This is a genomic window from Acidiphilium rubrum, from assembly GCF_900156265.1.
In the GTDB taxonomy this organism is placed as follows: domain Bacteria; phylum Pseudomonadota; class Alphaproteobacteria; order Acetobacterales; family Acetobacteraceae; genus Acidiphilium; species Acidiphilium rubrum.
In genome coordinates this window covers 1-21,076 of the sequence record NZ_FTNE01000010.1, presented here as the reverse complement: position 1 = coordinate 21,076, position 21,076 = coordinate 1, and the positions used below count along the sequence as shown (strand labels likewise).

The following is a 21,076-nucleotide window of genomic DNA, read 5'->3' as shown; positions in this document are numbered from 1 at the left end:
GGCGCGGAAGATCACCGCGAAGCGCTCGGACGGGTCGGCGGGCATGAAAGGCGCGTTCGAGATCATGCCGCTAGATAAACCAAGGGGGGTGGGGGGTGGGAAAGCGTTAGTTTGGATGACGATGGGATTTCTTTGTGACGCGTTTGTGCTTCCGTATGATGATGAACGCGGTATCGGATAAGGGATGGCGCGTCGGTTTTTTTCGTATAAGCAACGACCGGTCGGGCTGGGCCGATAGATTGGTGGGGTGCCGAAGGGCATCCCACCCTTGCTGGGGCGGTTGCGGCGTGGGGATTCGGTGGGGTTTTGCAGGGGACGGGGATTTCGCATAGTTTCATGAACAATACGAAGGATGAGGTGCAACTGCTGGTGGTAGGTGAGCCGACGCAGGAGAACCGGATACGCTATCCGCTCAATCAGGGGTATGAGGCGCGGATTCCAGAGCGGTGGGTCGATCCGCCGGAGCGGGTGTTGGGGCCGCATGATGGACGGCCGAGGGTGGAGGGGGACTAGGAGCGGGTTGGGGGTGTTCAGAGAAGTTTTTATCGTGGTTCGGGTTGGTAAGGTGTGGAAGGCGGGCCTACCATACGTTTTGTCAGACGACATATCCTAGATAGCCCGCAACACCGGCGCCGAATTGCAGCCCCATATTTGGACCGCGGATATAAATTACCGCGTTGGGCTGAGCGTTAAGCATCGCCAAACTCATGATTGGCGATTTCATAGCGAACGCTAATTTTGAGCGATCAATGCCGGCGTACAAAATAGTGGTCGAAAATCCCCCTACCATGCCCATTCCTCCATCGATGAACATGCATGCACCTTCAAAATCTTTGGCCTTCAGTTCCGTCCCTTTGAAGAAATTCGTTTCGTATACATCGCCATGATTGGGAAATGATTCCGGGCCAACTGTGCCGGTAATGCTTCGCCCTAAATGTTTGATTTCAACCTTACCTATTTTCGGCAACGTTACGCCAAACCCCACTCCGACACCGCCGCCGCCATAGTCGAATCTAACGGTTTTGTGCTGAGGATTCTGAAGCACAATTTGTCCCCCGCTTAATGCGAATACGTCAATGTTAACACCGAAATTCCCGGCGGTGATAAATTTCCATGAGCTTTTTCTGAGTTCAAGCATAGTTTCTATCTCCTCACCTACCGCGAAAGTAGAGCTTTATCCGGTGGCGATTGATTGATGCTAGTATACCGTATCCAATAAGTAGAGCTCCAAACAGAAAATATGATATTGCGGCGCCCCACAACAATGAAAAACTTTTCAATGTGGGATGGTTGGATGGCTGTCTCGGATTATAAAGGACCTTTACCATATCGCCATGATGAAAGTTAAAAATAAAACCGTTTTGAGGGTAAGAAATGATTTTGCCATTTTTCGTGCGAAACTGAATTTGCGGATGGGAACCGCCGGCGTTTAATCGCGTTACCATACCAGGAGCGACTACATCGTCTCGCAATATCTTCGTTGTCTGGAAGTAGTTGCTTACTCCGTTGAAAATGAGGAAGATCCCTAACACGATCAATAAGATCCGGGACGTGACGGAATTCAATTCATCGCCATGCATTGGGATACGAATTTTGTCGTATCTTTTGGGTTGGTGCTGATAACGCATGTCACCCATTTGTGATGTCGGCGAAGGAGGTATCCATAACCGCCGAATCCCGGACCGAATGACACAGGCTTCCAACCGTGATCCAGCAACTGCTGCAACGACGACTTCATCGGTTTAAACATCGTGGGCAAAGATTCGTTCTTCGGGGTCGGCGTCTGTGCATGCGCGCGGCCAATGAAAAAGCAGGCCGTGAGCAATCCAAGCGCGAAGAGCACCGTGAACTTAGCCATGAGTTCTGCCTCATATCAACCAGCAACTATGTCTTGTTTTTCGTTAGGACGGTTCGAGCCATCGCACAAGCGCAGCGGAGGGGTCGGAGGGCATGAAAGGCGCGTTCGAGATCATGACCGCACATAAAACATGTTGGGTGGGGGGTGATGGCAAGGGGCTTGGGGGGCGGGCCGGGGCTGTTTTTCGCGCGGAGGAATGCCTCGCGCTACTGCACCACCGCCAAACTTGCCCCCATGATGTTGGGCTGGCAGGGTGATGTGAAGCGAAACAAAGGACGCTGTTCATGACCCAATTCCGCCCGATTAGCGATTACCGGATAGACTGGGGGCCATACGCCAGCCAGGCCGAGGCCGCGATCTGCCTTGGACAATTTGCAGATGCGACGCTGGGTTTCGATGTCGGTATCATCTATTGCGACTCCGCCGCCGCGTGCCTGCTTCGTCGTGCCGTTTATGGTGCCGATGATAATGGCTACGCTCTGATCGTGCAATCTCATGGGCCGGTACGACCACCCAGGCTCAGGGAGGCGCCACCCGGTTTTCTAGCCCGCGTCGAACGCTTCTTTGAAGAAGCCTGTGCTGCCTATGGGCGGCAACAAATCGCTCAGGGTCAGATGGATATCGCCATGGGTCAGGCGATGGAGCGGTGGTTGTCAAACCCGACGCATGAGCATGAGATCGGCATTGCGGTCGATGTTCTTGGCATTGTTTCGTTTGCCATGCTCTTTGTTCCTGGAATCGGCGAAGCTGAGATCGGATTAGTCGGCTCGTTTCGCGCGGCGATGGCAGCAGAGAAATACTGGCAGGCTGCGGGGCTTGTCACTGCGGGGATGGGTTTTGCTGGGTCGATATCGGGAGGGGTATCTGATTCAGTGTATTTGTTCAAGCGGTTCGATGATGGGCCGGATGGAAGCGAGAAAGCTGACAGATGGGATGATGGATTGACCGGTCAGGTACTTGCGACGGCTTCCGTTATACTTTCGCTGCCTGACCTTGCGGTGGGGAGCGTCCTGTTGGCCAAGGAATTACCAGAAATTGCGCAGGATGCGGCGAAAGCGAATCAGGAGGCGGTTGCTTTCGCTGACCGTTCGAAGGCGCTGGCGAGCCGGGCCGGGCGACTGGATTCTGCGGCTTTGAGCAGCGGTAATGCTGATCTCGGGTCGCGGGTTGGTGTCGTGACCAGCTATGCTCGGGCGAGAGCAAAATTTCTAACCGAGCAATCGATCGCCCTGAATGCTGAGGCCGTGCAGCTGAACCGTAAATTGTACACGACAATGATGGTAAACGGATCGGCGACGTTGCTGGGGTCTCCAATGATGGACGCCTACTTTGCGCATGATGCGCGACAAGCGTATGCTCGAGGCAAACCGGGACCGGAGGGATGGATCGGGCAATATCTCGACCCGCCGGTCAGTCACGGTATCCGGACCTACCGGCCTCCTAAGAATTTGTCGCTGCATATTGGTGCAACACGACGGCCGCGCAAAAAATGATCGGGACTGATCAGAGGGTCGAACCGTCGACTTTGCCGCAAGGCATCGGTGCGATGACCGCCGCTTACACTTTGTTCGTCGCACTTGATCCGACCTTGCTTTGGCAGGTTGCCGGTCATTTTTTTGCGCTGCATGTCGATGCGTTGATGGCTGCGCGCGGCCATCCTGCGGTTGTGTCGTCCGATGCGGTTTTGGGATTGGGTGGGGTGGTGGGCGTCGTCACGACATTGAATTTCATTTGGTTTCCGTTGCTGTTGCTCGATGGCCGGACACCGATCGCTGTTTCGGCATTTCGTAAACTATGCGCGGTGATCGCGCCGGTTCATGTCGGGTTTATCGCTGTTGTTTTGATTAACGCGGCCTTTGTCGGGTTTCGCCAAGGGGGGTTGATCACGCCCCTGGCGTTTGTTGCGATTCCGGCGACGCCGTTGTTGTATTTTATTGTGAAACCGCTTTTCACGATGCGCTGGCTGGATCTGGCGGCGCCACCGGAGGCGTGGGAAAAACTGATCGGACTTGATGGTTCGGGGAAACAGACGATTGCGGAACGGGGTGGGACGCCCAGCCGGATGTCGCTGGCAATTTTGGTACCACCGATCGCCTGTTTTCGGGCCCGGTTTTACTGGCGCGGCGCGATTGCCGGCGGTCTTTGGTTCGTGGGGTTGGTCTTGCTGTTTGTTGATCCGTTGAGGGCGTTGTTGCCGTTTGTGGCGGCTGCCGCGATCGGGCGACAGGTCGGGCTGGCGGGGTATTCGCGGCGGCCGAGTGATAGTCCGGTCAGTTCCGATGATCGGATGGCGCGGCTGCGGCGGATTTTTACGCCTGAACGGCTGCAGGCGCCCCCATTTGCGCTTGCGACCGGGCTGCTTTCCTATTTGTTCGTGGTTCCGTTTTTGTTTGTGGTGATTTGGTTCGGTGTCGAGGTGGCGATGGCGCGGTCGGTTTCGGACTTGTTTCGGGTTTCGGTCGTGCCTGGCTTGATTATTCCGTTCGTTACCATCGCCCTGACGATCCCGAGCGCTCTGATCATGCCGCTGGGTTTCAGGTTCAGTATCTGGTGGTATCGGCTGACCGGTGCACTGGTGATCGTTGTGTATGTTTTATTGCTGGGTTTTTTCTGGCATTTGACTGTTTGGCCGTTCGGGCCGGTGGCATCGGGGATCGTGCCGGTGTTGCGACCGGTCGCGGTGTTTTTGACGATAATGGCACCGGCTTTGGTTGGTATTGCGTTGTCGCTGCGAGGGGCGGGTGGGCTTCCTCGGCTAGCAAGATCGTCGGGTATGACGGGGTAGAGATACGGCGTTTGTCGATCTTGCGGGAGATCGGTGATCGTAAAACGCTGACGCGTCATTTCGCCAAATATGAGAGGAAACATGGCATTTTTGTCCGAGGGATTTCGACCGATTACGTTCAACGGCGGCTCGATTGCAGTGCCACGGACGTGGAAGGGACGGACGTCCGACGATGGGAATTGCTACATCATTGAAGCGCCTGATGGTACGATGGGGATTACTTTATCCATCTATTATTTCACGGTGGGTGAAACGCGTGAGGACGATCGATTCATATTCGATCGTTTTCTAGCGATACGTCGGGAGAGCGAGTTGGTTTCTGACGAAGGTGACGAGATCGTGATCGGTGAATCGGTCGTGGTTGATCGCGGTGATGGGACATTGTCTGCCATCTTTGCAGGACGAGAGGGCAATGGGCGGCAGTTCATGGTGAAAATTGCGATGAATAGCGGGACGTTGGCGGTTGTTTATCTGGAGCGCGTCGATGATGAGGCGGAGCGGATCGACGATGTTGCGGGGCCGTTGTTTCGGAGCGTTGTGGTTGGGCCGAGTGATTGATGATCGATGCGGCGGTAGACTGAGTATCGTTGCCATTGACCCATCTGTTGGGCGCTGCGGCATGGATTGATTTGTCGCGAGGGTTTCTCGCAATGACGGTTTTTTGTGCGGGGGGCGTTGGTGTGTGGTGGGGTGGTAGATTGATGGGTGCCGAAGGGGCACCCATCCTACATCCTGGATTTCGTTGCGGCAGCGGTTTGGTTCGTGCTGGGTCGGTTTGGCGGCGTTCGGCCAGATTCATAGGAGTTTTTTGCTTCTTTTTTGCAAAAAAGAAGTCTTGCCTTTGCTTTGCGGTCTTTTGCTCGGGTGGTGGGGTGCGGAAGTGCACCTCACCCTTGCCTACGGTCGTTTGCCTAGTTGGTTGCGGGGGATGTGGCAGGCGATGGTGTGGTCGTTGATGGTTTCGGGGGCGGGTTCGGTGGTTTCGCAGATGGGGCCGAGTTTGCGGGGGCAGCGGGTGTGGAAGACGCAGCCGGTGGGGGGGTTCAGGGCGCTGGGGATGTCGCCGTGGAGGCGGATGCGGGTGGTTTGGGTGGTGTTGGATTCGTTGAAGGGGGTTGGGATCGAGGAGAGCAGGGCTTCGGTGTAGGGGTGGTGGGGGCCTTCGAAGACGGCTTCGGCGGGGCCGATTTCCATGATGCGGCCGAGGTAGAGGACGGCGATGCGGTCGGACAGGTAGCGCACCACGCCGAGGTCGTGGGAGATGAAGACGTAGCTGGTGTTTTCGCGGGCCTGGAGGTCGGCGAGGAGGTTGAGGATGGCGGCCTGGACCGAGACATCGAGGGCGGAGGTGGGTTCGTCGCAGATGACGATTTTGGGGTTGCCTGCGAAGGCGCGGGCGATGGCGACCCTTTGTTTGAGGCCGCCGGAGAGTTGGCGGGGGCGCATGCCGAGGTGGCGGTCGGTCAGGCGGACGGCGTGGATGAGTTCGGTGAGGCGGGCGGTGCGGGTGGCGCCGGAGAGGCCGGCGAGGCGGGCGAGGGCGCGGCCGATCAGGTGGCGGACGGTGTGGGAGCGGTTGAGGGCGGAATCGGGGTTCTGGAAGACGATTTGCAGGGCTTTTTGCTGATCCTGGGAGCGCGCGGCGGCGTGGCCGGCGGCGGGTTGGCCGGCGAGCTCGATGATGCTGCCGGGATCGGGGTTGAGCAGGCCGAGCAGGAGGCGGGCGAGGGTGGTTTTGCCGGAGCCGGATTCACCGACGATGCCGAGGGTTTCGCCTTCGCGCAGGCTGAAGGAGACATCGGTCACGGCGTGGAGGCTGCGGGTGCCGATCTGGAAGGTTTTGGAGATGTTGGTGCCGCGCAGGACGATGTCGTGGCTGTGGTTGGCGGTGGGGATGGGTGTTTCGGTGGCGGTGAGGGGTTGTTCGGTGGCGCGCTGCCAGTGGTGGCAGCGGCTGGCGTGGGTGGCGATGGTGTGTTCGGGCGGCGGGGTGGTGTGGCAGATGGTGTCGGCCAGATCGCAGCGATCGGCGAAGACGCAGCCGGGGATGATGGCGCCGGGCGGGGGCAGGAAGCCTTTGATGGTATCGAGCCGGGCGGTGGCCTTGCTGCGGCCGGGGGTGGGCAGGCAGCGGAGCAGGCGCATGGTGTAGGGGTGCATCGGCCGGCGGAGGAGTTGGGCGGTGGGGCCGGTTTCGACCAGGCTGCCGGCGTAGAGCACGCCGACGCGGTCGCACATGCGTTCGATGACGCCGATGTTGTGGCTGATGAACAGGATGGCGGTAGAGAATTCGCGGCGGAGGGTGGCCACGAGGTCGAGCACTTCGGCTTCGACCGTGGCATCGAGGGCGGTGGTCGGTTCATCGAGCACGAGGAGGCTGGGTTCTTTTGCGAGGGCCATCGCGATGATGACGCGCTGGAGCATGCCGCCGGAGAGTTGGTGGGGGTAGGCATCGAGCACGCGGTCGGGCGAGGAGATTTGCACGCGGTTGAGCATGGTGGTGCAGAGGGCGCGGAGGTCGGCTGCGCGGTCGGCGGGTTGGGCGAGGAGTTCGAAGACTTCGGCCATCTGGCGGAAGATGGTCAGCGAGGGGTTCAGGGCGCGGCCGGCGTCCTGATAGACCATCGAGATTTGTTCGGCGCGCAGGCGGCGGAGTGCTGTGGCATCGAGGCTGGCGAGGGTCTGGCCGGCGACGCGGACGGACCCGCCGCGGACGAAGCCGTTGCGGGGCAGGGCCGAGAGGGCGGCGAGGGCGGCGGTGGATTTACCGCAGCCGGATTCACCGACCAGGCCGTAGGATTCGCCGGGGGCGATGCTGAAGGAGATGCCGCGGAGCACCTGCATGTCGCGCCCGCGGGTGCGGTAGACGACATCGAGGTTTTCGATATCGAGGGCGGGGGTGGGTTGTGCGCGCGGGGCGGGTTCGATCGGCTGGCGCAAGGCGGTGCTGCTCATTCGATCGCTCCCTGGATGCCATCGGCGATCAGGTTGACCGCGACGACCAGCGAGGCGATGGCGACGGCATCGAAGGTGACGGTCCACCAATAGCCGCCGGTGATGAGTTCGTAGTTTTCGGAGATGGCGAGGCCCCAGTCGGCCGAGGGGGGCTGGATGCCGAAGCCGAGGAAGCTGAGCGAGGCGACGGTGAAGATGGCGTAGCCGAGGCGGACGGTGGTTTCGACCAGGATGGGGCCCATGACGTTGGGCAGGATTTCGACGAACATGATGTGCAGGGATGATTCGCCGCGGAGCTGGGCGGCGGCGACATAGTCGAGTTCGCGTTCGGTCAGCACGGCGGCGCGGACGGTGCGGGCGATCAAAGGGGCGAAGATCAGGCCGATGACGATGATGACGGTGGTGTTGGACGGGCCGAGGGCGACGAGGGCGAGCAGGGCGACGATGATGAGGGGCAGGGCGAGGAGGACTTCGATCAGGCGGCTGATCGCGGTATCGATGATGCCGCCGAAATAGCCGGTGATCAGGCCGAGGGTGGTGCCGACGAGGGTGCCGAGCAGGGTGGCGAGCGGGGCGACCGAGAGGATGGAGCGGGCGCCGACGACGACGCGGGAGAAGATGTCGCGGCCGATCTGGTCGGTGCCGAACCAGTGGGCGGCGCTGGGTGGGGCGAGGGTGTTCATCAGGTCGTCGGCGTAGGGGTTGTAGGGGACGAGCGACGGGCCGAGGATGGCGCAGGCGATCCAGATTGTGAGGATGGTGGCGCCGATGACGAACATCGGCGCGGTGAGGGCGGCGCGCAGGCGTTCGTTGGGTTTGGCGGTGGGTTCGATCAGGACGGGGAGGGCGGCTTCGCTCATGGTCAGCGCCCGCCATCGCGCAGGCGGGGGTTGAGCATGACCAGGGCGATGTCGGCCAGCATGGTGACCAGGACGTAGACGATGCCGATGGTGAGGATGCCGCCTTCGAGCATGGGGAAATCCTTGGCGCGGGCGGCGGTGAGGATGAGGCTGCCGATGCCCTGGTAGCGGAACAGGGTTTCGACGATGACGAGGCCGCCGACGAGGTAGCCCACCTGGGTGGCGACGACGGTGATGGTGGGCAGCAGGGCGTTGCGCAGGACGTGGCGGCGGATGACGACGCCGGGCGGCAGGCCTTTGAGGGTGGCGGTGCGGGTGTAGTCGGCATCCAAGGCATCGATGGTGCCGGCGCGGGCCATGCGGGCGATGTAGCCGAACAGGATGAACACCAGCGGCAGGGCGGGGAGGATCAGATGGTCGATCTGGTCGAGCACGTCGGCATGGCGTGGGGCGGTGGCGGTGATGGGCAGCCAGCGGAGCCAGATGCCGAGGATGAGGATGAGGATGATGGAGGAGACGAATTCGGGGATGACCGTCATCGAGAGGCCGGCGATGCTGATGGTTTTATCGATCCAGGTGCGGGCGTGCATGGCGGCGTAGACGCCGCCGGCGATGGAGAGCGGGACGACGATGACGAAGGCGACCGCGGCGAGTTTCAGGGAGTTGAGCAGGGCGGCGATGACGAAGGGGGCGACCGGGGTGCGGTAGGTGTAGGAGATGCCCATGTTGCCGGTGACGAAATGGCTGATCCAGATCCAGTATTGCTCGGGGACGGGAAGGTCGGTGCCGAGTTTGTGGTTCAGTGCGGCGACCGCGACGGGGTCGGCCAGCGGGCCGAGGATGGCGCGGCCGACGTTGCCGGGCAGGAGTTGGGCGCCCGCGAACACCACCATGCTGAGCAGCAGCAGCGTGACCAGAGCGAGGCCGAGGCGCTGTGCCAGCATCGGGATGAGGCGGGCGCGCATTGGGTTACGCGATCGTTGCGTTCTGCAGGAAGACCTGGCCGAGGCCGCTGACCTGCACGCCGCTCATGTGCGGGACGGAGGCTGCCAGATAATCGTAGAAATAGGCGAAGATGATCGGCGTTTCATCGAGCAGCAGGGTCTCGATTTTGCCGGAGACGATTCGCTGCTTTTGCAGGTCGACGGTGGCGACGTAGTCGGCGACCAGGGCATCGTAGGTCTTGTTCTTGAAATGGGCGGAGTTCCAGGCGCCGTTGCTGAGCAGCGGGGCGGATAGGAAGACGTTGGGTACACCGCGATGGCCGTAATCGGTGATGCCCATCTGGGAATCCAGCCAGTCGGAATTGCCGTAGGTGGCTTTGCCGTAATAGGCGGAGCTGGTTTCGATTTTCAGGTTGATCTTGAGGCCGATTTCGGCGGCGGCGTTCTGGATCAGCACGGCATAGTCCGGGATTTCCTGGACCTGTTCGGTGGTCAGGGTGATCTGGGTGCCCGGTTTGACGCCGGCTTCCGCCAGCAGATGCTTGGCCTTGGCGATGTTCATGGCGCGCTGGGGGACGGATTTGTTGGTCGAGGGGTAGACCGGTGCGAAGGGGCTGTCGTTGCCGAGATCGGACAGGCCACGGAACAGGCCCTGCACGATGCCGGGGCGGTTGAGCGTGAGGGCGACGGCCTGGCGGACCCGCTTGTCGGTGAAGGGCGCCATGTCGCAGCGCATGTGCACTTCGCGGTGGTTCGAGGAGCGGAGCTTGATGATTTTCACGCTCGGGTCGTTGAGCAGGCCTTGGGCGCCCTGCACCACGATTTGCTGGAGCAGATCGACCTGGCCGCCTTGCAAGGCGAGGATTTGCGATTGCTGATTGGCGTAGAAGCCGAATTCGGTGCGGGCCGGGAGCGCTTTCTTGCCCCAGTAATCGGGGTTGCGCACGAAGGTGGCGCTGCGGCCGGGGGTGTAGCTGTCGAATTTGAACGGGCCGGTGCCGTCGAAGGTTTTTTCGAAGGTCGCGGCGTCGGAACCCTTGGGCAGGATGATGGCGTTGTAGTTGTCCGACGAGACCAGATAGGGGAAGTTGCCGTTTGGTGCGTCGAGATGGAACACGATTGTGTAGTCGTCTTTTTTGACGATGCCGCTCGGGCTGAGCACGCCCTTGAAGGTGGAGAGCGCGTTCGAGCCGTTTTTCGGGTCGGCGAGGCGGGCGAGGGAGTAGACCACGTCATCCGCGGTCATGGTGCCGCCGCTGTGGAATTTCACGCCGCGGCGGAGCTTGAAGGTCCAGATGGTGCCGGCTGGATTGGCTGACCAGGAGGTTGCGAGCGAAGGCTGCAGATGCAGATCGGGGGTGTCGAACAGCAGGAATTCGCCGGTTTGCTGCAAGAGGCAGAGGCTGCCGGTATCGCCTGCGGTGACCGGGTTGACCGCGGTGGAGGGGGCGGTGATGGCGACCCGGATGGTGGCGTTGGGTTTGCCGGCGGCGCGGGCGAGGCGCGGGGCGCCGAGTGCGCCGCCGATCAGCGCTGCGGACAGGCCATAGGCGGTGCCGTGGCGCAGCAGGCCGCGCCGGTCGATCCGCCCGGCGATGAATTCATCGATGACATGGTTCTGCATGTCGTTGGCGGCGCGGCGCGCCTGTTCGAACTCGTCGTATTGTTTCGTCACCCGATGGTCTCCCGATGCTGATGGATATGCAGGCCTGAACCCGGAGCGGCCGAAGCCTCGGCGAATTGCGGTGTGTCGCCCCGGTAGTGTGATGTGGATTGCCGGTCAGATCAAATCATTTTTTACCCGCTGGTGGCCACACTGCTGTGAGCCGTGGCGCGATGACCGGCGGGGACCGGACAGGTCAGGCGCACGGCATTGAAATAACGCCACGTTAGTTCATGCGCGATGTTCAGCATCATTACGATGTCTCGCCCTTTTTCTGAAGCTTACCTGCAATAAACACATTGCAGCTATTTTATAAAGCCGGGCCAGCGCATAAATTAGATTTGCCCATCTGATTTCGTCATATCGGGTGGCGGGTCCGGCGCTTGCTCCGTTGGCGCGCGATCTGCGATGATCGTGGCGTTCAGGCAGAGAGCGCAATGATAAAATTCGCCCCGTTATACGCGACCGTGCTGTTTACCCAGATTTCCTTGGGGCTGCTGACGCCGCTAACACCGATTTTGCTGTTGTCGCATGGCATCAGCACGTTCGCCATCGGCATTGTTGCGTCGGGCTATTACGGCGGTACTCTGGTCGGCAGCCTGCTGGTGCCTTTCGTGTTGATGCGGATCGGGCATATCCGGGCGCTGGTGATTTTTTGCGTGGTTGCGGCGGATGCGACGCTGTTGACCCGGGGCGTTGCCACCGTGATTCCGTGGATCGCGATCCGGTTCGTGGTGGGGATGTGCAGCATCGGGGTGTTCACCGTGGTGGAAAGCTGGCTCAATGCGTCATCACGCCGATCGGTGCGCGGCCGGGTGTTCGGGTTTTATATGTTCGCGAGCTGGACTGGCAATGTTGCCGGCGCCTCGCTGCTGTCGGCGTTCAAATCGGCATCGTCGCTGCTGATGATCGGGGTGGGCGCGTTCACCACGGCGCTGCTGCCGATCACGATTCTGACCCGCGTCGGGCCTGCGCTGCCGGTGTTGGCGCGCTTGTCGATGCGTGAATTGCTGCGGCTGTCACCGGCTGGGGTGGCCACCTGCTTTGCCGCCGGCATGTCGAGCGGCATGTTCTATGCGATGTTTCCGGTGGCGATGGAGCGGGCCGGGCTGCATCAGGACGGGGTTTCGGTCGCGGTGTCGCTGTGCCTGTTTGCGGGTATGTTGATGCAAATTCCGGTCGGGCTGCTGGCGGACCGGATCGGGCGGATGATCATTATCCGGCTCTCGCTCGGCATCGCGATCGCCGCCTGTGCGGGGCTGTGGCTGAGCCATACGCTGCTGTGGTTTGCGGTGTTCGGTGCGGTGTATGGCGCGACGGCGGGGGTGCTCTATGGGCTTGGCGTCGGGCTGACAGCGGATCGGGCGGCGCAGGCCCAATTGGTGGGGGTGAGTTCCGGTGTGCTGTTCGCCTGGGCCTCTGGTGCTTGTACCGGGCCGCTGATTGCGGCGGGCGCGATGGCGGCGCTCGGCTATTCCGGTGTGTTCGCGATGCTGATGGCGCTGTTTGCCGCGGCACTTGCCGTGGTGCTGCTGGGGCGGCAACCGGCGCGGGAGGATGGGGGTGCGGTTGAGGAGGTTGAGGTTGAGGCTTGAGGGAAGGGAAGGGAAGGAAGCGCTTCTTTTTTGTAAAAAAGAAGCAAAAAACTTTTATTAACTGGGGCAAGGGCGTTTTCACAGGTACGGGCCAAGATTAAAAAAGTTTTTTTGCTTCTTTTTGTTCACAAAAAGAAGTCTTAACCTACCCTTACCCTACGCCGCGAGCACCGCCATGATATTCCGTTTGAGGTGCAGATAATCTGGTTCCAGGCTCATATCCCAATGGCGCGGCCGGGGCAGGGGGATTTTTTGGTCGATGGCGATGCGGCCGGGGCGGGCCTGCATGACGACCAGGCGGTCGCCGAGCATGATGGCTTCATCGATATCGTGGGTGATGAACACGATGGTGGCGCCGATTTGGTCCCAAAGTTCGAGCAGGAAGCTTTGCATCCGGTGGCGGGTTTGGGCGTCGAGGGCGGCGAAGGGTTCATCCATCAGGAGCACGCGCGGGTTCATCACCAGGGCGCGCGCCAGGGCGGCGCGTTGTTGCATGCCGCCGGACAGTTCGTAGGGGCGGTGGGCTTCGAACCCGCGCAGGCCCATGATGCCGATCATGTCGTCGATCCGTGGCCAGTCGATGGGACCCTGCATGCGCAGGCCGAAGGCGATGTTGTCGCGCAGGGTGAGCCACGGGTAGAGGCCGGGTTGCTGGAATACCACGACGCGGTCTGGTCCGGGGCCGGTGATGGGGACCCCATCGATCGCGAGGTGCCCGGCGGATGGCGTATCGAGCCCGGCGATCAGGTTCAGCAGGGTCGATTTGCCGCAGCCGGAGGCGCCGAGCACGGTGAGGAAGCTGCCGTCCTCGATGGTGAGGGAAATCCGGTCGAGCGCGCGGATGGTGCCGAAGTCGCGGGCGACCTGGGTGAGGGTTATCGGCATCGGGGAAGGAAGGCCTTCTTTTTTGTAAAAAAGAAGCAAAAAACTTTTTTTAACTGGGGCACGGGCATTTTCACATGCACAGACCAAGATTAAAAAAGTTTTTTTGCTTCTTTTTGTTCACAAAAAGAAGTCTTCCCCTATCCTTCATCGACCGGACGCTAATGCACCGCCGCCGCATATTGCGGTAGCACGGCGGCGGCCGCATCGGGCGGGAGCTTGTCGATCCGGCCGATTTTCAGCAGCACTTTGCCGGTGTTTTCGAGCGTCTTTGTCGTGGCTGAGGTTGCCACGGTTTTGGTGGTGCCGAGCACGCTGGGTTTGGTCTGATCTTTTGCCGAGAAGATCTGATAGCCGGCGAGTTCGGTTTTCGCGATGCTTTCGGTGATGCCGGCCTGTTTTGCCATCAGCGCGATCGCCTGTTCGCGGTGGGTTTTGGTGTAGGTGACGCCGGCGTTCAAGGCGCGGATGAAGTCGGTGACCAGGGCGGGATGGGCTTTGGCCCAAGTCGTGTCGGCGATGCAGATGTTGTATGATGACGCATCGGGCGGCAGATCGGCGTCGGTCTTCAGGACCACGCCGCCGAGGCTGTGGAGGGCATCGAACACGGGGTCCCAGACGATGGCGGCGTTGATGCTTTTGGTGGTCCAGGCGACGCGCATTTCCGGCGGCGACATGTTGAGCTGATGCACCGCATCGAAGGGAATGTGAGCCTGTTGCAGGAAGGTTGCGAGTTCGAACGAGGATTGCGAGCCTTCGACGATTGCGATTTTCTTGCCCCTGAGATCGGCCAGGGTCTTGATGCCGCTGCCGGGGCGCACGATGAGGCCGGCGGCGCTGGTGTAGCGTTCCTGGTTGTAGATGATGCCAAGCGGCACGCCTTGCGAGACGGCGGCGACGAACGGTGGCACGCCGAGGCCGCACATGAATTGCAGCGCGTTCGAGGCGAGCGCGCTCATTGCGGCGGGTCCGGAATCGAAGAATTTCAACTCGACATTGGCTGGCAGCATTTTCTGGAACAGGCCCTGCGCCTGGCTGACCATCCACGGATCGGCGCCGTTGTTTTCATAGCCGATCACCACGGTCGGTTTGGCTGAGGCGGCGGCCGATAGCGTGGTGGTGACCAGAAGGGCGGCGGCGAGGAATTTTTTGCGCATGCACGATCTCCGTTGGGTTATGAATGGCCGCGCCAGGGCACGAAGCGGCGCTCGATCAGGCGGATGACGAGTTCCATCGCGTAGCCCAGAATGCCGATGACGATGATGCCGACGATCACGATCGAGACTTGCAGGGCCTGGCCGGCGTATTGCACCAGCCAGCCGAGCCCCTGGTCCGCCGCGATCAGTTCGGCGGCGACCAGGCAGGTCCAGGCGACGCCGATGCCGACGCGCATGGCGGTGAAGATTTCGGGCAGGGCCGAGGGCAGGATGACGTGGCGGAAAATCTGCCCCTCGGTGGCGCCGAGCGTTTTCGCGACCGAAATGCGCAGCGCGGGCGTGGCTTTGACGCCGGAAATCGTGCCGATGATGATGACCGGGATGGTGCCGAACAGGATGAGCAGCACTTTCGGCAGTTCGCCGATGCCGAACCAGACCACCAGCAGCGGAATATAGGCGAGCGGCGGCACCGGCCGGGCGAATTGCAGAAACGGATCGATCATGCGGAAGATGACATCGTTACGCGCCATCAACAGGCCGATCGGCACGCCGATCAGGATTGCCGCAACGAACCCCACCGCGATCCGGGCCGAGCTGATCCAGATATCGTCGAACAGCGAATGGCCGCCGTAGCCGTTGAGCAACAGCCGGACCAGCGCGTGCCAGACCGCCAGCGGGGCGGGCAGGGCGATTGGCGGAAAGACGTGCAATACGCTGACGATCTGCCAGATCAGCAGGCCGGACAAAACGGCGATGATTGTGGTGAAGCGCGATACATGCTGCCAGGTCGGGCGGCGGGCGACGCGGACCGCAGCGGGGTCTGCGAGATCGCCGGAGAGATCGATCTTGTCGCTGTCGGTCTCGGTGGGCGGCATTACGCTCCTGCTGACGAAGTGATCCGAACGGCTTGCACGATCGATTATTGCGCAATGCAGCATGGGTGACAAGCGGAATGATCGGTCGCGGGCTGGTTCACCGAACGGGCGGCGCGGCAGTTCTTTTTCGTGAAAACGGCAGCAGACGCCCGGCGTAATCTGGGACGCGGACGATTGGGCTAGTCAAGCTTAGGTTAAAACCATTTTTCTTCTTTTTTATGCATGGAAGTGAGAGTTCCGCCGGTGGTCTTTGTATAGAAATATCTCATTTGATCGGCTGCGGCTTGCGCAGTCATCGCCATGGGCCCATAGTACGGTGGTTTAGGTCAGGCAGCGTCGGTTCGCTTTAGCCATCGATCAGGCTCACACCAAACGGCCGTCGTTCATCATTTTCGCCGGTCAGCACTCTATTCCAGATCATAACGAGGTATTTCTTTGCTCAACGAGCCCGACGAGGCTGAAGTTTCCGACGAGGTTACCGAAGCCCGCATCCGCCGTTCACTCGGCCTCATGTCATCACCGACCCCTGCGAACAATCATTCGAATACCAGCAGCCAGACCCATGGTTCGGGCGGCGGTAATTTGGGTGGTGCGATCCAGCGGCGCCGTTTTGTGCGCGACGGCGAAGTGCCGGTGACGATTCTGCATCCGAAATCGGACGCTGAAAATCGCCATGCCGCCGCCCTTGCCGACATGACACGGCAACGCGATACCGAACGCGCCGCGCGGTTGCGGGCCGAGCAATCGCTGCACGACGCGCAGGTGATGATCCAGACGCTTCAGACACGGATCGCTCACGCCGAAATCGCCAAATCCGAAATCGCTCAGGCGGAAACGGCGTTCGCTGAGGTGGCGCGACCCGAGCCGGCCCCCGCGCCTGCGGCGATATCGGTTCCGACCTTGGCGGCACCCGAGGTTGAGCCGGAGGTCCTGCCGGTGACGAACGCGCAGCCGGTTGAGGCGCAGTCCGCACCGCCGCGTCAGACCCGATCGCGCCGTGCCAAACCGCCGGTCGCGGCCGAGGCCGAGGAACCGACGCCGGTCAAATGGTGGCGGTGAGGATCTGACGCGCGGCGAGCCGACGCCGGTCATGCCCAAGGCTGGAACGCCCAAGGCTGGAACCCCCGGTGCGCCGGTCGCCAAGGTGCATATGACGCCGGAGGGGCATCGCCGCCTCGAGGCGGAACGCGCGGCCTTGCGGGAAGATCGGCACAAGATTGTCGCCATCGTCGCCTGGGCGGCGAGCAATGGCGATCGGAGCGAGAACGCCGATTACAAGGAAGGCAAGCGCCGGCTGCGCGAGATCGACCGGCGGTTGGGGTTTATTGCGCAACGCCTCGATGATGCCGAAATTGTTGATCCGGCCGCTCAGACCCAGCGCGATCGCGTGTTTTTCGGTGCCACGGTTACTTATACGACGGAGGATGAGCGGGATATGACCGTCCGCATCGTCGGGGTCGATGAAGCGGATATGAGCCAGTCGACCGTGAGTATTGCCTCACCGGTTGCGCGCGCTCTGCTGCGCGCCCGCTGCGGCGATGAGGTGGTTATCCAGACGCCCAATGGCCCGCAACTTGTGGAAATCCGCCGCATCGATTACCCGGAGCCGGTTTGACGACCGGTTGAGGTCCGTTAATGATCCGGTGGGTCAGCGCATCGCCAGGTTTTCCTGGCGTGGTCCGATCAGGAAGCAGGATTGGTGGCGGCGTTGCAGCAAGGTGCAGGTGGCATGGGCGGCCGCTTCGTTGAGGCCGGCGAGCTGTGCGCGCCAGACCCGGCGGTGGCGGATCAGCACGCTGCTGACCCGCGCGGTGCCGACATGGCGCTCGGCGTGGATCAACAGGGCCTGGCGTTTCGCCATCGCGTAATTGTCGTAAGCGCCGATCTGCGCGGTCCAGCCGGGGATCATGTCCTGCGTGACGTGGCCGGAGCGCATCACGATATTGCGGATGGTGACATGGCGCTGTGCCACGGTCACCAGAACGCGGCGGGCCGCGGGCTGGCGTATGGGGGCGGCTGCGGCGAACATCGGGTGGGTGGCCTGGGGGTGGGTGGCCTGACGCGTCTGGCGGATGGTGGCGGCATCGGCGGTTGGCATGATCGCGGGGAGGGCTTTGCGGAATGCGATGATCGGGCCGGTGCCGGCACCCTCGGCCGCGAAGCCCTGATCGAGCAGGTGGGCCATGGTGTGGTAGGCCACACTCCAGCCGCGGGCGTGGAGCTCGACGCCGATCAGCATGTGGCCATCGCGCACGGCGGCGGTGACGAGGTTGAAGCGGGCGAGGTCGGTATAGCCGGTCTTCATGCCGATGGCGCCGGGGTAGAGTTTCAGCATGCCATCGATATTGGGGATCGGCCGGCCTTCGAACATGAAGCTCGCGACCGAGAACAGGTAGCGGTATTGCGGATAGGTGAGCAGGATGTGGCGGGCGAGCACGGCCATATCGTAGGCATCGGTCACCTGGCCGGGGTTGGGCAGGCCGGAGGGGTTGTAGAATTGGGTGTGCAGCATGCCGAGGGCGTGGGCGCGTTCGGTCATGGCGGCGGCGGCGCGGCTGATGCTGCCGTTGCCGAGATACTGGCCGAGCGCGGTTGCGGCATCGTTGGCGGAAAGGGTCGTCATGCCGAGCATGGCCTGGCGGACCGTGATGGTCTGGCCGGGCACGAGGTTGAGTTTGACCGGCTGCACATTGGCGGCGGCGGCGGTGACGGGGATGGCGGTATCGGCCGAAAGGCGACCGGCGCGGAGATCGTGGAAGGCGAGATCGAGCGTCATTAGTTTGGTCAGGCTGGCGGGGAAGCGCTCGGTGAAGGGGTTGTTTTGCGACAGGATTTTGCCGGTGGTGGCATCCATCACGATCCAGTCGGTGCCGGGCGAGACCGGGCCGTAGCCAACCGGGAAGGCCTGGGCGGGGGTGATGGATTGCGCGGCGATGACGCCGAGCCCGAGCGCCATGGCCATGAAACGCTTGGCTTTTGACGCAACCCAGAGCTGCAAACCGCCACCTGACATTCCGTACGCTCCCACTCGTGAACAATCGCTGACAAACTGGTAGGATAAAACGGTCGGAAATGTCCACCCGAAATTCGCATATTTAATAAAAAAACCAATTGGTTAACGAATAGTGTTGCGAGATCGGAAGGGGTTGGCGGCGGATTTTCGGGCAGCACCGCGATGCGGCGGACGATCGGACCGGGCAATTTGTTTATGTTGCGGCGCACAAAAAACGGTTGACGCGCGCAATTTCCCGGCCTATCTCGATCATGCTGCACTGCGGTAGAGGTGGTGTGGCGAAACGCCGGTGTTTCGGTCGGCCCATTGGGCGAAGAGGCATCGGGCGAATAGAAATTGGGCGGTCGTGCTTTGACCTGAGCAACGGACGCACCGCCGACGGAACCATGTTGGGTCCGCAGGAACCGCAACCGATTGAGAAGGATATGATCATGACTGCCAAAACGAAATCAGCCGACCTGGTTCAGACCGCCGCGACCGAGGCGATGACCGAGACCAAGGCGCAGGTAACCGCAGGGTTCGAAAAGACCCTCAGCACAATGAAGGACGGCATGGAAAACGCAGCGAAGGGCTTTGAGGCTCAGCAGACCAAAATGAAGGAAAGCATGGCCAAGGCGATGAAGACGACCGAAGACATGGTTGCCTTCAGCAAGGGCAACATGGAAGCGTTCATGAAGGCCAGCCAGATCTTCACGGCCGGCCTGCAGGGTCTTTCCAAGCATATTGCGAGCAGCACGCAGGCTTCGGTTGACGAGGCCGTGGCGATGACGAAGGCGATTGCCGGCGTCAAGTCGGTCAAGGAAGCGGTCGATCTGCAGTCCGGCTTCACGCGTTCGATGCTGGAAAAGGCGATGGCCGATACCAGCAAGCTCACCGACGCTTCGATGAAGCTGACCGAGCAGGCGATTGCGCCGCTGACCGCGCGCATGACGCTCGCCGTCGAGACGTTCGGCTCCGCTCTCTGATCATGGCGCGATGGCGCGGCGGAATTGCGTGGCGCCACGCGACCTGATGTTAAAGCGGGCGAGCCGGAGACGGTTCGCCCGTTGTTGTTTCGGACGGTTGTATTCAGATTTCGATTGACACGTGCGGGATGCGTGACATCCGGCCCGTGCCGGACTAGGACATCGGCGCACGACGCGATGGGATTGGAACATCATGAGTGATTTCAGACGGAAGGACGATGCCGGGTTCGGCCTCGACACCGATACGCGGATCAAGCCACAGAGGCCGCCGCTCTATAAAGTGATGATGCTGAACGACGATTATACGCCGATGGAGTTCGTGGTTCACGCGCTCGAGCGGTTTTTCGGCAAGAGCCGCGATGAGGCGGCCGAGATCACCGTGCACATCCACCGCCGCGGCGTGGGCGTGTGCGGGGTGTTCACCTATGACATCGCTGAGACCAAGATTACCCAGGTGATGGATCTGGCGCGCGAGAACCAGCATCCGTTGCAGTGCACGCTGGAACGCGAATAGATCGGGTTGGCATGCCGCAGGATCGGGCGGGGCGCGGTGCCATGCATTGCCCCGCCAAGTCATGCAGGATGTGCACTGGTCATTGTTTACGAAAGCGACTATAGAGGTCTCACGGCGCTTTTTTTCGGTCCGGGTTGCTGCGTGCCTTTGTGCGATTTTCGCATTCGACACCTCCCCACGTTGAAGAGTTTCCTGGCTCACACAGTGTGAGTCGCCGTTCGTTGGTTTAGTTGGAGAGTTGTTATGTCGACAGGTACGGTTAAGTGGTTCAATGCGACCAAGGGCTACGGTTTCATTCAGCCCGACGATGGTTCGAAAGATGTGTTCGTGCATATTTCGGCCGTCGAGCGCTCGGGTCTCGGCCGTTTGAACGAGGGCCAGAAGGTCCAGTACGAAGTTCAGCGCGGCCAGCAGGGCAAGATGTCCGCTGAGAACCTCAAGGCCGCCTAATCCGGTCCGAAGGTATTGAAAAAGCGTCGCCTTGTGCGGCGCTTTTTTTTTGGCTTTTAGGGTAGCGAGCGCTTTTTCGTTTTAAAAAAGAAGCATGTGTGGACGGCCCTTTGGGTTCAAGGTGAATTTAGCGGGATGTGGCGTCGGTTCGAGTGCTGTCATGTGTCCGGCCTGTTGACGCGGTGCCATGACCGCTTGGCCTAGATGGAATCCGCGAACGACTTCCGAACAAAATAGCGGCATCGGGTGCCATGCTTCTTTCGGAATGCGTCGTTCGTCGGTTCGACCGATCCTCATCTCCTGCTTGCCCCTAAACCCTCGGCACCAACGCTTGGATCAGGCGGCGACCGGCGGCTGGCGGTACGCCTCACCACTGGTCATCATCGACCAGATGATCCGCGCGTTCTTGTTGGCCAGAGCCACCGCCGCGAGTTTGCGCGGCTTGCGCTCCAGCAATTTCAACAGCCATGGCGAGGCCGATGTGCTGCCTGGTTCGGCAAACCGGATCACCGCCATGGACCCGGTCACCAGCAACTGGCGCATTTTTTCATTGCCCGCTT

At 61.0% G+C, this 21,076-nt stretch carries 21 protein-coding genes and 1 pseudogene; 11 read left to right on the top strand and 11 right to left on the bottom strand.

Features of this window, described 5'->3' with window-relative positions; genetic code table 11:
* A partial coding sequence (locus tag BW994_RS19950; protein ID WP_217696453.1) for a hypothetical protein occupies positions 1–181 on the top strand: 181 nt, incomplete at its 5' end.
* 155 nt (positions 182–336) lie between these two features.
* Positions 337–513, top strand: coding sequence for a hypothetical protein (locus BW994_RS19620; protein ID WP_156038178.1), 177 nt, complete (start codon positions 337–339; stop codon positions 511–513).
* A gap of 82 nt (positions 514–595) precedes the next feature.
* On the opposite strand, the gene BW994_RS19190 is transcribed toward BW994_RS19620, so the two are convergent.
* Together BW994_RS19190 and BW994_RS19615 are read right to left on the bottom strand one after the other, a co-directional pair.
* Positions 596–1,138, bottom strand: a complete 543-nt coding sequence (locus BW994_RS19190) for a hypothetical protein (RefSeq protein WP_139334054.1) — start codon at positions 1,136–1,138, stop codon at positions 596–598.
* 423 nt (positions 1,139–1,561) lie between these two features.
* Positions 1,562–1,858 carry a hypothetical protein gene (locus BW994_RS19615; protein WP_029313607.1) on the bottom strand — a complete coding sequence of 99 codons (297 nt, stop codon included), beginning with the start codon at positions 1,856–1,858 and terminating at the stop codon, positions 1,562–1,564.
* Positions 1,859–2,142: 284 nt separating this feature from the next.
* Here BW994_RS19615 and BW994_RS09055 point away from each other — a divergent pair, with 284 nt between their 5' ends.
* The 3 genes from BW994_RS09055 (at position 2,143) to BW994_RS09045 (ending at position 5,201) form a co-directional block, all read left to right on the top strand.
* On the top strand, positions 2,143–3,351 hold the full coding sequence (locus BW994_RS09055; protein WP_029313605.1) for a hypothetical protein: 1,209 nt from the start codon (positions 2,143–2,145) through the stop codon (positions 3,349–3,351).
* On the top strand, positions 3,348–4,643 hold the full coding sequence (locus tag BW994_RS09050) for a hypothetical protein (RefSeq protein ID WP_029313603.1): 1,296 nt from the start codon (positions 3,348–3,350) through the stop codon (positions 4,641–4,643). The genes BW994_RS09055 and BW994_RS09050 overlap by 4 nt, the downstream gene beginning before the upstream one ends.
* 81 nt (positions 4,644–4,724) lie before the next feature.
* The gene (locus BW994_RS09045) at positions 4,725–5,201 is read left to right on the top strand and encodes a hypothetical protein (RefSeq protein WP_139334052.1); all 477 of its coding nucleotides are present in this window, start codon (positions 4,725–4,727) and stop codon (positions 5,199–5,201) included.
* A 339-nt stretch (positions 5,202–5,540) separates the two neighbouring features.
* Here BW994_RS09045 and BW994_RS09040 read toward each other — a convergent pair whose 3' ends face one another.
* Genes BW994_RS09040 through BW994_RS09025 form a run of 4 tightly spaced genes read right to left on the bottom strand, consistent with a single transcriptional unit; the run spans position 5,541 to position 11,077 of the window.
* Positions 5,541–7,598 carry an ABC transporter ATP-binding protein gene (locus tag BW994_RS09040; RefSeq protein WP_051657603.1) on the bottom strand — a complete coding sequence of 686 codons (2,058 nt, stop codon included), beginning with the start codon at positions 7,596–7,598 and terminating at the stop codon, positions 5,541–5,543.
* Positions 7,595–8,458, bottom strand: a complete 864-nt coding sequence (locus tag BW994_RS09035; RefSeq protein WP_076454489.1) for an ABC transporter permease — start codon at positions 8,456–8,458, stop codon at positions 7,595–7,597. Before BW994_RS09035 ends, BW994_RS09040 begins: the two co-directional genes overlap by 4 nt.
* A gap of 2 nt (positions 8,459–8,460) precedes the next feature.
* Positions 8,461–9,423, bottom strand: a complete 963-nt coding sequence (locus BW994_RS09030; protein WP_029313596.1) for an ABC transporter permease — start codon at positions 9,421–9,423, stop codon at positions 8,461–8,463.
* Between the two features lie 4 nt (positions 9,424–9,427).
* The gene (locus tag BW994_RS09025) at positions 9,428–11,077 is read right to left on the bottom strand and encodes an ABC transporter substrate-binding protein (RefSeq protein WP_029313594.1); all 1,650 of its coding nucleotides are present in this window, start codon (positions 11,075–11,077) and stop codon (positions 9,428–9,430) included.
* 425 nt (positions 11,078–11,502) lie between these two features.
* Here BW994_RS09025 and BW994_RS09020 point away from each other — a divergent pair, with 425 nt between their 5' ends.
* Positions 11,503–12,660 carry an MFS transporter gene (locus BW994_RS09020; protein ID WP_029313592.1) on the top strand — a complete coding sequence of 386 codons (1,158 nt, stop codon included), beginning with the start codon at positions 11,503–11,505 and terminating at the stop codon, positions 12,658–12,660.
* A gap of 156 nt (positions 12,661–12,816) precedes the next feature.
* Here the strand turns inward: BW994_RS09020 and BW994_RS09015 are convergent, their stop codons facing one another.
* The 3 genes from BW994_RS09015 to BW994_RS09005 all read right to left on the bottom strand — a co-directional run bounded on the left by BW994_RS09015 (position 12,817) and on the right by BW994_RS09005 (position 15,574).
* The gene (locus BW994_RS09015; protein WP_029313590.1) at positions 12,817–13,545 is read right to left on the bottom strand and encodes an ABC transporter ATP-binding protein; all 729 of its coding nucleotides are present in this window, start codon (positions 13,543–13,545) and stop codon (positions 12,817–12,819) included.
* Positions 13,546–13,703: 158 nt separating this feature from the next.
* Positions 13,704–14,699, bottom strand: a complete 996-nt coding sequence (locus BW994_RS09010) for a taurine ABC transporter substrate-binding protein (RefSeq protein WP_029313588.1) — start codon at positions 14,697–14,699, stop codon at positions 13,704–13,706.
* A gap of 17 nt (positions 14,700–14,716) precedes the next feature.
* A complete protein-coding gene (locus BW994_RS09005; protein ID WP_029313586.1) occupies positions 14,717–15,574 on the bottom strand; it encodes an ABC transporter permease in 858 nt (285 codons plus the stop codon).
* Positions 15,575–16,009: 435 nt separating this feature from the next.
* Between BW994_RS09005 and BW994_RS09000 the strand changes: the two genes are divergently transcribed.
* Positions 16,010–16,633: a hypothetical protein gene (locus BW994_RS09000; RefSeq protein ID WP_029313585.1), complete on the top strand. Its 624-nt coding sequence runs from the start codon at positions 16,010–16,012 to the stop codon at positions 16,631–16,633.
* 31 nt (positions 16,634–16,664) lie between these two features.
* The gene (gene greB / locus BW994_RS08995; RefSeq protein ID WP_051657602.1) at positions 16,665–17,189 is read left to right on the top strand and encodes a transcription elongation factor GreB; all 525 of its coding nucleotides are present in this window, start codon (positions 16,665–16,667) and stop codon (positions 17,187–17,189) included.
* 33 nt (positions 17,190–17,222) lie between these two features.
* Here the strand turns inward: greB and BW994_RS08990 are convergent, their stop codons facing one another.
* A complete protein-coding gene (locus BW994_RS08990) occupies positions 17,223–18,587 on the bottom strand; it encodes a D-alanyl-D-alanine carboxypeptidase family protein (RefSeq protein WP_029313581.1) in 1,365 nt (454 codons plus the stop codon).
* 431 nt (positions 18,588–19,018) lie between these two features.
* On the opposite strand from BW994_RS08990, the gene BW994_RS08985 reads away from it, so the two are divergent.
* From BW994_RS08985 to BW994_RS08975, 3 genes are all read left to right on the top strand, one after another.
* Positions 19,019–19,552, top strand: coding sequence for a phasin family protein (locus BW994_RS08985; RefSeq protein WP_029313580.1), 534 nt, complete (start codon positions 19,019–19,021; stop codon positions 19,550–19,552).
* 193 nt (positions 19,553–19,745) lie between these two features.
* Positions 19,746–20,066, top strand: coding sequence for an ATP-dependent Clp protease adapter ClpS (clpS, locus tag BW994_RS08980; protein WP_029313579.1), 321 nt, complete (start codon positions 19,746–19,748; stop codon positions 20,064–20,066).
* A 243-nt stretch (positions 20,067–20,309) separates the two neighbouring features.
* Positions 20,310–20,516, top strand: coding sequence for a cold-shock protein (locus tag BW994_RS08975; RefSeq protein ID WP_029313577.1), 207 nt, complete (start codon positions 20,310–20,312; stop codon positions 20,514–20,516).
* A 336-nt stretch (positions 20,517–20,852) separates the two neighbouring features.
* Here the strand turns inward: BW994_RS08975 and BW994_RS08970 are convergent.
* Positions 20,853–21,076 (bottom strand): annotated as a pseudogene (locus tag BW994_RS08970) (IS110 family transposase); the annotation flags it as partial.